18 protein-coding genes are annotated in these 12,379 nt (G+C 61.2%); 5 read left to right on the top strand and 13 right to left on the bottom strand.

Annotation, left to right across the window (positions count from 1 at the left end; translation table 11 throughout):
• The first annotated feature begins 50 nt into the window (after positions 1-50).
• Positions 51-239 carry a hypothetical protein gene (locus U0025_RS19910; RefSeq protein ID WP_037490707.1) on the top strand — a complete coding sequence of 63 codons (189 nt, stop codon included), beginning with the start codon at positions 51-53 and terminating at the stop codon, positions 237-239.
• A gap of 146 nt (positions 240-385) precedes the next feature.
• Positions 386-811, top strand: coding sequence for a hypothetical protein (locus U0025_RS19905; protein WP_157225200.1), 426 nt, complete (start codon positions 386-388; stop codon positions 809-811).
• A 769-nt stretch (positions 812-1,580) separates the two neighbouring features.
• Here the strand turns inward: U0025_RS19905 and U0025_RS19900 are convergent.
• Positions 1,581-2,036 carry a hypothetical protein gene (locus U0025_RS19900; RefSeq protein WP_037490701.1) on the bottom strand — a complete coding sequence of 152 codons (456 nt, stop codon included), beginning with the start codon at positions 2,034-2,036 and terminating at the stop codon, positions 1,581-1,583.
• 227 nt (positions 2,037-2,263) lie between these two features.
• Between U0025_RS19900 and U0025_RS19895 the strand changes: the two genes are divergently transcribed.
• The gene (locus U0025_RS19895; protein WP_004209259.1) at positions 2,264-2,542 is read left to right on the top strand and encodes a hypothetical protein; all 279 of its coding nucleotides are present in this window, start codon (positions 2,264-2,266) and stop codon (positions 2,540-2,542) included.
• A 63-nt stretch (positions 2,543-2,605) separates the two neighbouring features.
• The gene (locus U0025_RS19890) at positions 2,606-2,971 is read left to right on the top strand and encodes a hypothetical protein (protein WP_004209258.1); all 366 of its coding nucleotides are present in this window, start codon (positions 2,606-2,608) and stop codon (positions 2,969-2,971) included.
• Here U0025_RS19890 and U0025_RS19885 read toward each other — a convergent pair.
• The 8 genes from U0025_RS19885 to U0025_RS19850 are packed head-to-tail and all read right to left on the bottom strand — an operon-like array spanning position 2,968 to position 8,100.
• On the bottom strand, positions 2,968-3,357 hold the full coding sequence (locus U0025_RS19885; protein WP_157225199.1) for a DUF3168 domain-containing protein: 390 nt from the start codon (positions 3,355-3,357) through the stop codon (positions 2,968-2,970). The genes U0025_RS19890 and U0025_RS19885 overlap by 4 nt on opposite strands.
• 8 nt (positions 3,358-3,365) lie before the next feature.
• On the bottom strand, positions 3,366-5,171 hold the full coding sequence (locus U0025_RS19880) for a phage tail length tape measure family protein (RefSeq protein ID WP_004209256.1): 1,806 nt from the start codon (positions 5,169-5,171) through the stop codon (positions 3,366-3,368).
• Positions 5,168-5,587, bottom strand: coding sequence for an HK97-gp10 family putative phage morphogenesis protein (locus U0025_RS19875; RefSeq protein ID WP_004209255.1), 420 nt, complete (start codon positions 5,585-5,587; stop codon positions 5,168-5,170). Before U0025_RS19875 ends, U0025_RS19880 begins: the two co-directional genes overlap by 4 nt.
• Positions 5,580-5,909, bottom strand: a complete 330-nt coding sequence (locus tag U0025_RS19870) for a hypothetical protein (RefSeq protein WP_157225198.1) — start codon at positions 5,907-5,909, stop codon at positions 5,580-5,582. The genes U0025_RS19875 and U0025_RS19870 overlap by 8 nt, the downstream gene beginning before the upstream one ends.
• Entirely contained in the window at positions 5,902-6,348 is a 447-nt protein-coding gene (locus U0025_RS19865) for a GTA-gp10 family protein (RefSeq protein WP_004209254.1), read from the bottom strand. The genes U0025_RS19870 and U0025_RS19865 overlap by 8 nt, the downstream gene beginning before the upstream one ends.
• Positions 6,348-6,512: a hypothetical protein gene (locus U0025_RS19860; RefSeq protein WP_004209253.1), complete on the bottom strand. Its 165-nt coding sequence runs from the start codon at positions 6,510-6,512 to the stop codon at positions 6,348-6,350. The genes U0025_RS19865 and U0025_RS19860 overlap by 1 nt, the downstream gene beginning before the upstream one ends.
• Before the next feature lie 11 nt (positions 6,513-6,523).
• Entirely contained in the window at positions 6,524-7,378 is an 855-nt protein-coding gene (locus tag U0025_RS19855; protein WP_004209252.1) for a hypothetical protein, read from the bottom strand.
• Between the two features lie 11 nt (positions 7,379-7,389).
• Complete coding sequence (locus tag U0025_RS19850) at positions 7,390-8,100, bottom strand: DUF2213 domain-containing protein (protein WP_257010959.1); 711 nt, start codon at positions 8,098-8,100, stop codon at positions 7,390-7,392.
• Between the two features lie 206 nt (positions 8,101-8,306).
• Between U0025_RS19850 and U0025_RS19845 the strand changes: the two genes are divergently transcribed.
• Complete coding sequence (locus U0025_RS19845; RefSeq protein ID WP_004209248.1) at positions 8,307-8,936, top strand: hypothetical protein; 630 nt, start codon at positions 8,307-8,309, stop codon at positions 8,934-8,936.
• 231 nt (positions 8,937-9,167) lie between these two features.
• On the opposite strand, the gene U0025_RS19840 is transcribed toward U0025_RS19845, so the two are convergent.
• From U0025_RS19840 to U0025_RS19830, 4 genes are read right to left on the bottom strand one after another with little or no spacing between them, the layout of a single operon-like run.
• A complete protein-coding gene (locus tag U0025_RS19840) occupies positions 9,168-9,401 on the bottom strand; it encodes a hypothetical protein (RefSeq protein WP_004209247.1) in 234 nt (77 codons plus the stop codon).
• Between the two features lie 15 nt (positions 9,402-9,416).
• On the bottom strand, positions 9,417-9,575 hold the full coding sequence (locus tag U0025_RS26130) for a hypothetical protein (RefSeq protein ID WP_409371845.1): 159 nt from the start codon (positions 9,573-9,575) through the stop codon (positions 9,417-9,419).
• Positions 9,514-10,314: a hypothetical protein gene (locus U0025_RS19835; RefSeq protein ID WP_169331137.1), complete on the bottom strand. Its 801-nt coding sequence runs from the start codon at positions 10,312-10,314 to the stop codon at positions 9,514-9,516. The genes U0025_RS26130 and U0025_RS19835 overlap by 62 nt, the downstream gene beginning before the upstream one ends.
• Entirely contained in the window at positions 10,301-12,331 is a 2,031-nt protein-coding gene (locus U0025_RS19830; RefSeq protein ID WP_004209245.1) for an AAA family ATPase, read from the bottom strand. Before U0025_RS19830 ends, U0025_RS19835 begins: the two co-directional genes overlap by 14 nt.
• Positions 12,332-12,379: the final 48 nt, after the last annotated feature.

Raw genomic sequence — 12,379 nt, 5'->3', positions numbered from 1 at the left:
GGAGAGGTTGCCGCCTTTCCTTCAGGTCGCTGTCGTGATACCACGAGATTATGAGTGACGCAACTCGTGATACCACGAAAAAACGCCCTGCCGGCAAAGGCGCCCCCATCATGGTTCGATTGCAACCGGCCGACCTGGCCGCGCTCGACTCATGGATTGCTGCTCAGGACGAGGAGCCGACCCGGCCGGAAGCGGTGCGCAAACTCATTCGGCTCGGGATGACGGTGCAGGCTGAATGACCGATGGCGATTTCCCTCGCTTAGTTCGCGACGAGCAGCGATATAGTGACAGTCTCAGCAAATCTCATTTGCCCGCTGCCCGCGCGCGATATGACTATCTGCTAGAACGGCGAGACAAAATCCAAGATCAGCTCAGGATTGGAGCCATGGCTGTCAATGCCGCGTCACTGCTCGGTGTCCTTACAGCTCTTGGAACCAATCTTGTCTCACAATCTAAGTTCGGAGTGAGCATTTCCGACTTAGCGTATTCGGCTGCATGTTTCATGCTCGGAACCATATTAGCGGGTGCTGGCGCCGTAATCGAATCATGGCGAGTACCGGGAGAGGCTGCAGAGCAGTTCGATCGTTTGAGCCGTGAAGAAAGCCTGAGGGCCTCGCTAGATACAGAGCTTAACGACCTAAATCGTGCTCAGTTCATAGACCAGAGGGACTATCTTCACGAGCTACCACCGGCCGATTTCGGCTATTCACTGCCGGCGGCATGGGCGACAACTTTTGCCTACGGCGCTTGGCTGGCGGGCATGATCATGCCCCTGTGGCGATTGAGCGCCATGATCAAATGGTTGAACTAGCTGAGCACATCATCGCGCGGGAAGTCATAAATGCACATCAGCAAGCCACGTAGGACAATCGGTCGGCGTATTCGCCGCTCGCAGATACCGATCGCCAAACCGGGCGGGGTGAGAGAATATCGGAGGGAGATTAGCACCTTAGAACGATTGATGGCGGCAGCTCTCCGTCGCCCGAAAGCTCCACAAGGGACGCGACGAACTACTTAAAGCCTTCGTTATATAAAGAAGTCTCCATTTGTGCTTTCGCAGCCACAATTGCCGTCAATCGTTCATTAACCAATCAAAATGATTGGTGAAGCCTCTCGACTCCCCTGACATCCCGCTTATTACTGAGCGCGACGGTCCGCCGTCTTTCTTCTGCAATGCCCCTGGTCCTTTCGAGGCGGGGCGCATGGGGCGTCCCGGAGCCCGGGGCTTTTACCCCGGACCCACAGGAGAAAGTCGATGCGTGTATCGTGCGCGTGGCCGAAGGCTGTGTCAGTGATTAATTACTGGCGCTTTCGGTTCGGCAAATGGGAGCATGTCAGCTCTCACTGCCGGTCTTATCCGTCCCGCTAGTCCCGGGGTAGGATAGTATAGACCACCTTGCGGCGGGCCGTCACCCTTAGACTCCTCTAGACGCCGAATTGCAACGAGTCCGAAAAGGGAACGAGACGATATTTTTGCCATTAGGCTGAAATGTCACACTGCCGGTCGTTGGCACAGCATCCGTCCGCCGATGGGCGATCGGCGAGGCCAGCGCTAGCAGCGCTTCGCCGCCGCTGAATCCCTATTCCCCACCGCGTGAACCACCTGGGCGGTTGAGGGCTACCACATTGTCTTTGTGAACCCGCTCATCGCCGCCATCTTCGAATTCGATGGGGTAATCATATACCACCATGGTCGGCGGCTCATCGAAAAGCAGCTCAAGCAGGCCGTCTTGATCTCGGCCGGCCCATCCATGCCCCTTGATGGTTAGCCGGCGCCCGTTGTCGTGCGTCCCGTCGACATTGATCCGCGCCTCGCGCGACTCAACCTTCTCCGAATTGGATCCGGTAGCGGTGATGATGCACTTATATTCAAGTGTCGTCGCGTCATCATCCCCGTCATCGTCGTCGGGCAGACCATAGAAGGTTAGCAGGCGCCCCTCTTGAACGGTCAGCGAGAGACCGATCTCACTGATCGCCGAGCAATTCTCGAACATGGCCACGACGCTCGCATTCGTGAGGCGAAATTCCACGCTCATACTATCCCAATGATCATCCGACATGCTCATCCCTCAGCCAGCCGCGCATACCGACTATATGGTTGTGCCAGGGGGCGGCAGCCAAGTGTGATTTTGATCATAGGCAGCCGATCGGCCTGATAATGATATAGCGGCAAAACAGGCGGGGGCTAAAGTGGCAGTGTTTCGGACGGCGATCTGCCGGGACGAGGAGCGCTTGATCGCCCATTCATGGGGGAGCGACGAAGATGAAAGATCAATTCCAAGGTAGCCCGGAGGAGGCCGCTCAGAGCGCAATTTCCTTGGCTCTGTCTGCTTTCAACGGCGTCTTCGCTCTGGCCGCTGCAATGGCTGGCAGGGGCATCTTGTCAAAGGGTGATGTCGAATATCTGCATGCGCAGATGCTGGCCCCCCTTGATAATCGCGGCGCGATCGAAGCTATGATGGCGGCGCAGTCTCAAAAGATTGACGAGCTATGTTCGATCATGGCGACCTTGATCAGCCAGAACGAAACGCCGAAACCCTGAGCCATAACTTGCTCTCGCCTTCGTCGGGTGCCACCCTGCCGCGATCGAGCGCGGGGAGGCGGAATGAAGCGGACAATCATCGCATTGGCATTGCTGGCTGGATGCAGCCCGCAGGATAGCGATAGCGCGCTGGTCGCCAAGGCCAAGGAAGTAGCCGCCGATCGCGCCCCTGATCCGTCCTCTGCCAAATTCACCGACGTGCGGGAATGCGACAAGCCGGGGATGGTGATGGGACGCATCAACGCCAAAAACGCATTGGGCGCCTATGCCGGCTCGGCCCCGTTCTTCTACGAAAACGGCAAGGCCTGGCTGCCCGAAGATCTCGGCATGAAGGAATTCATGATCGGCATCGATCGATGCCTGGGCAAGCGCAGCGGATCGATCGATGATTCCCTGCTGAACCTCATTAATGAAACCGACCCGACCTAGGTCGCCAAGCCCTGCGCAACGAACACCTGCGCATAATGCCAAAGCCCGTCCTCATCCGCTTCCTGCGCGAGATGGTCGCTCCGCCATCGCAGGATAAGGGCCGCCATCGATCGGCCATTTCGAACGCGATATTTTCGAGGGCTGATCGCCGCCATCGCCGCCCGGCCGATCCGGTACGCCTCCAGTCGAACGGGGGCGACCACACTCAACGCCAGGTCGATCTCCAGTCGATTGAGCGCGCCGCCGCGGATCACACGCTCATCGGGGGATGAGAGGCGAAGGTGCGGAACGCCGCGCCCCTCCATCCCGGCCGGCGGCATCATCGTCCGGAATGCGGACGAAGCCGTGAGCCGGGCGCGCACATCGTCAATCAGCGGGCCGGCCAAGCCATACATCAGATGCCGTCGCGGCCATACTGAGCCAGGCGCGAGGGGACTGCCTTCATGACAGCCTGCCCCATGCCGGCGGCGGCTTGCGTGGCATAGGTCTGCGCGATCGGTGCGGCGACTGCCTTGCTGATGCCCGCCACCTTTGCCTTGAACAGGGCGCCCTCCTGCACGACGACCGTGACGACCTGCGTTTCCGTGCGCGCCGGGATGGACTTGGGCAGGGCGGATATGGCGCCCCTGATTGGTGCGGAAGCGCTGCCGAGCGCCTGGAGATTGCCGACACCAACCTTGCTGACGACATCGGCGGGGATGACATATTCGCCACGGTGGACGACACCAGCAACCTCGTTGCGCGGGCCGTTACCTGTATAGCCACCAGCCGAGAAGCCAACGCCGGTCCCCGTCTCGCCGCCGCCGCTTTTCTTGAACAGGCCGCCGATCGCAGCCGCGATTGAGTCGAAGTTGAAACCGCCGCCACTGCTGCCCGAGTTCGACACCGTGAGGCGGGCCAGAACCTCCGCCACCGCGCGAAAACCCATCTGTTTGAAGTTCCGCCAGATGTTGCCATTGCCGCCCTGGAACAAGTCCTCATAGAGGTTGGCAAGGTAGTAGATCTGGGCCTGCTGCCGGTCCTGGAAATCCTGCGCGACCCGCTCATTCGAGGCCATCAACGCCGCCTCTTCATCGTCGGCCGCTTTCTGGCGCTGCTCCAGCGCGTCATTAATCGACTTGGTGATGTTCGATCCGTCGAAGTCGCCCTTGTCGAAGCCCACATCGAGCCAGCGCTGTTCCTGCAGCTTCCACATTGCATCGGCCACGGCTACCGCCTGATCGCGTGCGAGCTGCAGCTTGTATGCCAGCGCATCGGCGGCGCTGATGATGCCGTTCATCTCCAGCCTGTCGATGTCCGCCAAGGCTTTCCCGGTTTCGATCGCTGCGGCACGCACCGGGTCATATTTGCCCGCCACTCGCTCAAGGAGCGCCACCAGCTCGCCCTGCGCTTTCTTCTCCCGATCCGTGCTGTCGGCCGCTGCGACCGATGAACCGGCCCGGCCGCGCGTCGCCTTGTCGACCTTCGTCTCTGCCGCCGCGAGTGCCTGGGACTGCTTGAACCGGCTTTCGCCGAGGCTCACCAGATTCTGGCCGGTCTGGATCTCATCTTGCAGTGCCTTAACGCGGGCCTGTGCCTCGACAACATCGCGTTGCGCCGGCGCTGAGCCGCGCCCCTTTGGATCGACACGCTGGGAGGCCGCCAGCCGGGCTTCTGCGGCGCTCAGCGCATCCGTCGCCTTGGCAAGGTCACGCCGATCGGTGGCGAGCTTGATCCCCGCCCGCGCGAGCGCGTCGGCGCCGGCGGGGTCGATCTTGCCGAGGCTCGCCGCGAGGTTGGCATAGGCGTTGGTGAGATTGTCGATTTTCGGCTTGGTCTTTTCGGCTGCTTCGCCTGCTTCCAACATTTGCCCGATCAGTTCTCCTACCACAGAAGCAGCGGCCATAATCGCAACGCCCCATGGACCGCTGAAGAACGCAGCAACGTTGGCCGCTTTGCCGCCAACCTCAGCCAAGGCATCAGCAGCGACAGGCCCCTGTTGTGCCAAGACGTTGAACGGGGATTGCCCGCCGGCGAGTTGCCCGCCCACATCAATCAGCGTGCGCCCCATATTGCGGCCAGCATTCGACGCCTTATCAGTAGACTTCTCGATCGTCCGGGTGGTGTTCGTCGTGACTGTCGCCGCGCGCGCCATCTTGGCGTCGAGGTCGGCCATTTCGGCGCGAATGCGGACAACCAGATCCTCTGCGACAACGCTCATTTCTTCACCGCCTTCCGAAGCTGGGCTTTGATTGCCTGATTGATGAGAGAAAGCGCCTCCTGCTTACCGGCGCGGGCGGCCGGACCCATGAATGGGCGCGCGGCCATCTTCGACGTGCCGAACTCAAGCGGGACGCTGTATGGGGCATTCGAGGACACCTCGACCAGCAGCGGCGCGCGCTGGATCGTCTCGATGTTGTTGTGCAAGAAATGCGTGTCATTGTTGGGTGGCTCGCCAGGCTTGGACGGCACATGATTCTTGCCGGAGATGCTGCCGGCCATAATGCTGCCCTTGGCCGCGTCCTCGATCACCTCACCAGCCGCGAACATCGCTACGCCAACGGCCCGAACCATGCTCTCGTCGGCAATGGCCTTGAACTGTCTCACCAGCTTTTGATGGCCGCGGACGTTAGCCATGGTGGTTATCCAGGTGGGGAAGGGCGCGAGGGCGGCGCCGATCCGACCGGCTAGGCTGGGGCGACGCCGCATTGAAGGCGGACATCACCTCCGCCGCCTCTTTCGGATGGAACCTGAGCAACCATGCAAGCTGCTGGGTTTCGGTCAGATAGGTTTCCCGCTCAGCGCGCGGCACACAGCGGGCCTCAGGCGGATAGGCTGCGGCGATGCGGCGGGCTTCCGTCAGGTTGACTGAAGGGGAAAGCAGGAGGGGGGTGACGGCCCCTCCTGCCTCTCCGCGTCCATGACCAGCCGGCGCGGAGATGAACGCCATATCAGCCATCTGCCGGCGCCGGGGCGGGCGCATCCTCTTCGACGCCGCACAGCGTGGCATAGACCAGCGCTGCCGCGATCTCCCACAGGTCATTCAGCGGTCGATGCGGCGGCTCATTCTCGCGAACCAGCTTCGCCGCGGCAGCATCGCTCATGCCGCCGCCGATAAGGCCCAGGCGGTTGATGTTGCAGATGTCGATCATTGAAGCGCCGGATTGGAAGGCATTGCCGATTGTCCTGCCCTCCGTCTCGATGCGGCCCGACATCAGTCCGGCGAAGGTTTCATAGATCGGCTTGGGATGGGGGTTAACCTTCGTCGCCACCATGCAGGTGCCGCATTTTTCGATCTTCAGGCCCGTCTCCAGTTCCCTGAGCTGATCGGGGCCGAGTTCCATGCGATAGACACCATCGCCGAACGGCTGGGCGGGGAGGTGGGTGATCTTGGCCATCAGGCAGCCCCCCGCTTTGCGAGGTCGTCGCCGATCTCGTGGATGGTCTTGCCGAGGCGGTAGGCCGGAGACGATCGATCGATGCCATCTGAGGCGCCCTGTTCCGCAGCGAGAGCCTTCTTGGTGGTGTTCGTCTGGATCAGCGCACGCAGTTTCTTGATCATGGCTTTCCTCCTCAAATGAACTGCGCGCTTGGCAGGCCGATTGAGACATTGGCGCTGACCGGCTGAACGTCACAGCCGGCCTCGCGGGCGTCCGCTACGCCTTCCTCCGTCATGTTGCCGATCACCGGCAGGTCGAGGGCCACGCCGGGGCCATTGCGCATGTCCAGCGGGATCGGCTCGCGGTTGCCCGCGGGCGGCGTCACGAGATAGCGCTGCCAGCGCGCGTTCTCGGCGCGCATGCGCTCCTTATCAGCTAAGTATTGGGCGCGGCCCAGATCGGGATTGATCCGCTGGGGCTTTGGCCAGGCATAATCGCATGGCTCGACAAACGACGGCAGGCGCGCATCCTGCAGGCGGCGAACTTGCACGCCGTTCCGCATGAAGTTGCCGGGAAAGTCTCGCGCGACCGCTTCCGCGCTGGCTTCGGGCAGGCGCAGCGCATGAAGGCGGGCGTCGCTTTCCTTGATCGCCCATAGCAGTTCGACCATCAGGGCTTCTGCTGCCGGCCATTCGGTGCGGATGCGCTCAGCTAGGGCATCGCGTTCGGCGATTGCAGCCGCCTTCTCCGCCGCGCGGGCTCGCTGTTCCTCGCTGGCGCGCTTTGCGGTCAGTTTGGCCGCCAATTCATCGACCGCGGCCGACATCGCGAAGCTGTTGCGCTTGGCGCGCTCGGCCTTCTGAGCAGCCTCGTCGCGCTCGTTCTCGCTTAATTCGAAGCGGATCGAATCTGCAGTAGCCTGGCTGACGATGCCGGCGAAACGGTCACGCTCGATGGTGGCTTCGGCGATGATGGCTTCAAGGTCGGTGATGGTGACGCGATCCGTCGCCCGGGCGCTTGCGATGCGCTCGTTGAGAGGTTTTGCCATGTGAAATATCCTTAGCGGTAGCGAGCGGCGAGAGCTGCGTCACGAACGGCTTTGCTGGACCGAACTCCATCATCCTGCTGCCAGGCTTTGCGCGGATCGTTTTCGATCGAAGCGATCTCGGCGGCGGCGCGCGCGTCGATGGTCGCCTTCTGGCTGTCGCTCAGCCGGAACTTGCCAAAGGCTGCGTCTCGGATCGATTGCGTGGTGGCGTTGGCGTCGTTCGTCATGCTGTCTCCGATCCGACAATCGCTGCCCGCGCGGCCGGCGGGCACCTGAGCGATGTGATTCCCGCGAATCCGTGTCTGCTTGGCCTGGAAAGGCGTTCCATCCGGCGCGACGCCATCACCCCACACCAGTTCGCACGAATAGCCAGCGGACAGTTCCCGCGCCCGGCCGCTGTCATAGGCAGCCACGGCGGAGGCATCGGCAAGCATCAGCGGAATTTCGATGAAACCGCCATCGCGGGCGACGCGACCTTCCGTGAAGCCGACGCTGACCGATTTCCAGTTGGCGGCAGTTACGCCCTCGCTCGGGTGATCGAGGGTGATTGCCTTGTGAGCAAAACTGGCCATCGCATCGTCGGAGAAAACCTCATCTTCCGGGCGATAGACGGTCACCGTGCCAAGATCGGGACGACCGACCTCCGCGCCGGAATAGGTGTAGCATCCGCTGCGGGCAAATTTGGCGACGGCGGCAATTCGCCCATCGGCCAGGCGGCGCACCTTCTCAAGCGGTGCGCGATCGTGAAACGTCAAAGGCATCTGCCTTGCTCCTTGGCCCCAGAAAACGAGGGCGGCGCGGCTGGCGGGATCGCCAGTTGTCAGGAGCATGAGGTTTTCAGGGGGCGGGGTTTATACCCCTCAGCGCGACTTCCCTCACGCCATCGGGCAGCTATATTCCTGCGAAGAAACTCATTTGCAGGTGCGAAATGAAGAATTGGGATCTTGCGATTGAGGGGATATCGGTCGGTGCCGCTGCGGCTGCAGTTGGTGTATCAGCCGTTGCAATGATCAAGTTTGGAGCTTCGCAAGAAGCCTTGTTGTCGTTCATGGGCGCCCTAATCGGCGCGGCCACGACAGTTGCAGGTGCAGCTTGGCTCGCTGATCGAACGGCACGCATTGAACTCCATTCTGAGTTGCAGATGTTGATTGCTGAGTACGAGGTTCTGAATACAAAGGCCAAAACGGTTATGCAGATATCTCAAGACAAATACGACGATGATTCACCAGAATTCCAGAGATCTTACCATGATTTGGCATCTTCGTCTTGGGAATGCATGACCATCACAAAGGAAGCACTGGCGACCGGCCGGCGATTGAGTTTTCGACATCGAGCACGGTTAAGGCAATCAGAGTCTGCAATCGAAAGTTTCTGGAATTATTATCAGGAACATAAGGCTTCTCCGCGCTCAGACAAAAATGGGCGAGAAGTATATTATCCAGGATGGTACGTTAGCAGCGTAATGATTGCTAGTGACATGGCTCTGAGAACCTTCCGCGACGGAGATCGACAGATAATATCTCAGTTTCCGATCCCAGGGAGTAGCAAGGGACTATAGCTTACGTTCGTTGGTTAAGCGGAGAAACCCTCTGCCTCGATTTTCTCGCTAATGGGCAATTCCCAGCGCATTTCGCTCCATACTGAAGCGTTTCCCCACCAGCCTGCCAACCTAGCAGCGGCTAAATCTCAATGATACGGTCGAACATCGCCTGCGCGCATTGGGCCCGCTTTTGCGGGACGGCTATCTATGCCTACTTCAGCCGTGGCCGATGAACGCCGACATCTTCCGTCAGTGTGTCCCCTCGCGCGTTGCTTGCTGCGCTTCCAGGGACTCCGCCCAGATCCGCGCGATGGTCATGGCATGGCCGATGTCATGCATCCGATTGAGCGAGGCTAGAGCTGCATTGAACAGAAGCGTCGACGCGCCATTGATCCCGGCGATATCCTCCGCCCGATCCGCGAGAAGATGGACGTTCGCGAGGTAGGCAGCTTGGCGGGCGAACTCGCGTTCCTGATCGGTCATGTTCATTTCTCCAATTCACCCCAACTCCCTCAACTGGCGGCGCATTGCCTTTGCCAATCGGCGCATCGCGATCGCGTCAGCCGAATAATATCCGTGCTTGAGAGCGTTGCGGTTACCTATCGGGGCGCCGGGGTTGGTCCCGCCGTGCATTCGGCACCGCTTCCTGCCGGCCACTGCTGGGGATTGGCACGGCTTCCCCGATCGGGTTTGGGCTAGGCAGCGCTTCGCGTTCATTAGCATTATCGGCTGCATCTGATTGACCCCCATTTTCTGAATGTTGCCCCCTCCTCCCCTGGCCGGAATGGTTGTGAACGTCGCCAACGACGGCCTGGCCGCCGGGATGGACATGAACGACCCGAACAGTCTGCTCGCCCTTGCGGCGCAACTTGGCCAGAGCTTCTGCCTGACCGGTGAAGGTCCGCAAAAGCTTCACCGACATGTTGCCCCACATCTCGGGGTGGAGGCCTTTGCTGATCGCTGCGAGGCATTTCATTGCAGCATCGTTCGTGGCGACCATTTGGGTCACCAGCATCGCCTCCACTTCGTTTTCCGGCTTCATGCCGTCGAGAACTGCGAGCGCCGCGTTGATCTCCCGAGTAGCCCGTCGATCGGTCGGGGCGTCGAACACGGTCAGCAAGTTGACAAGCGTGGCATCGATGAACTCCGGGCTCGTCGTGCCCATGGCATCGGCCAGACGCATCGTCAGTTGCTGATCGGTCATGCCTTCGAGCGGTTCGCGAGTTGTCTGGTTATTCCCCGTGCTGCGAACGTTGAGCATGACGCGCTCGCCGCCTTTCTCCACCTTATCGATGAGACGGCCTGAAGCTCGAAGATTGGCAATTTTCGTGCCGCGAGCAAGTTCAGGTTCAGCTTTGGTAGCGGCTTTCTTCCTCGGCATATCAGCGGCCTCCATGAGATTTGTCATTCCACCCGATGATGTCGCCGCTTTCATCCAGCCCATCGTCTTGGGGCGCGGCGGCCTGAGAGGCCGCGCCCCTATACGTAGTATAGGGAGTGTGTGGGGGGTGCGTTCGGGTGTCGTTCGGGGGAGTTCGGGAAGAGTGTTCGGGAGCCGTTCGGGGAGCCGTTCGGGGAGGTTCGGGAAGCTCTCTCAACAGTGTGACGTGACGCCCCTTTCCCTTGTTCTCGAACTGGTAGGTTTCGATCCGGCCGAGGTGGAAAAGGCGATCCATTGCCGCCTTGAGCGCCATGCGGGTGAAGCCCTTGGCCTCCGGCATCCCCTCGAATTGCGATGGGGCATAGTTCGGGCCGGTGTTCGGGCCCACGCCGCGTCCCTCGCCTTGGGCGGCACGGGCGCGCAGGCATTCCAGAAAGGCAGCATTGGCGCCGGCCGACGCCACAGCGTCAGCCAACTGCGCCCGAGTATCATCCGGCAGTTCCCGATCGAGCCGTAGCGCGAACTCATGCCAGCGAAAGCGAAGTTCCTCGCCCTGGCGGGCATAGTTGGCCTTGCCGAGTGTCAGCAGGCGTTCGTCGGGATCGATTGCCCCTTCCGGCCGCTGCAGAACGATCTGCGAGCGCACGGCGTTAAGCCAGGCGGTAGAGCCGCTATAGCTGTCGCCCGCCTTGTTGGAGTGCGCGACCAGTATGATCGTCACCCCGAGATCGCGGCATAGGCTATAGAGCAGGTTTACGAACGCGGTGACCTGCTGGCGGTCGTTCTCGTTGCCAGCGAACAGGTGCGCGGCATTGTCCAGCACGACTAGGCTTGAGCCGGTCTGCTCGATCGTCGCCTTGAGAAGCTGGAACGACGGCGCCGGGCGCAACTTGCCCTCTGCGTCGAACGTCGCCAGCTCATTGCCCAACCGTCCGCGCAGGGAGACGAGGTGAAGCTTACCCGCCATGCCGGCCATATCAACCGCCAGCGCACGGCATATGTGCGTCTGCATCCAGTGCAGACGGTCGTCGTCATCCTCCGCGGTGATGTAGAGGGCTGGGCCCTGCATGACATCGATGCCCAGCATAGGAACGCCCGCGGCGCAGCACGTCGCCAATTGCTGGCCGAAGGTCGATTTGTTCGCTCCGCCGGCACCGGTCGCTAGGGTCAACTCCCGAGCCGGTACGAAGCCCGCCATGATGAACGCTTTGGGCGTCGGCTGGATACCCGCCCATGCTCCGAGATCGGCCACGGCGAATGTCTCTGCCGCGGGCGCTGGCACCTTCTCGACCAGCGCGCGCAAATCGTCAGCGCTACCGGTCCAGTCCATGATATCGCCCTTGGGCGGCAGGCCGGGAAGGTCGATCACACGAACAGAACAACCGGCCCCCTGCAGGTCTGCGGCTGCCTTCTCGGCAAAGGTACGACCCACATCGTCATTGTCGGGCAGAATGATAACGGCGCGGCCGGCCAGCGCATCAGCATAGGACGAGAGCCAGCCATTGGACCCGAACGCTACCGCAGTTCCGATCAGGCCCCATGACGCCAGCTTGTCGGCCTTCCGCTCGCCCTCGACCAGATAGACCGGTTCATCGGCCCGCGCGGCAAGGATGTCCGGCAGCCGGTACAGAACGCGCCTGATGCCTTTGATGCCGCCCGCCCATTCCGTGCCGTTGAGCCGCTCAGCGGCGAACTTCTTGCGCTCGCCTGCCTTCTCCCGGCGCTGCGTCCGGTAAAGGACTGTGCCGTCCTCATCGACATATTCGAACGTGCCGGTCACCCGCCAGGTCGAGCGGCTGCGGATTTGATCGGCGTCGCGGCTGGGAAGGATACCCCATTCGCGGCACTGGTCTTTGATCGCGATCGCATCGCCGCCGTTGAAGGAGTTGATCAGCACGCCGTCAGGAGCGCCGGGATCATCCTTCACGGTCGTGCCGCGATCGCTCGGGCTGTGGCCCGGCGTCGGGAAAGCCCCATAATCACCGTGCCAGTCGCCATTGAAGCGCTTGGTGATGTCCTGCGCGAGGGTCATTTGGCCCTCCCGATGCGTGCGTCACGGTCCATGACAATGAGGCAAAGC

Source organism: Sphingobium yanoikuyae, from assembly GCF_034424525.1.
GTDB lineage: Bacteria > Pseudomonadota > Alphaproteobacteria > Sphingomonadales > Sphingomonadaceae > Sphingobium > Sphingobium yanoikuyae.
The sequence above is the reverse complement of the archived record's forward strand: the minus strand, read 5'-3'. Positions and strand labels throughout refer to the sequence as shown.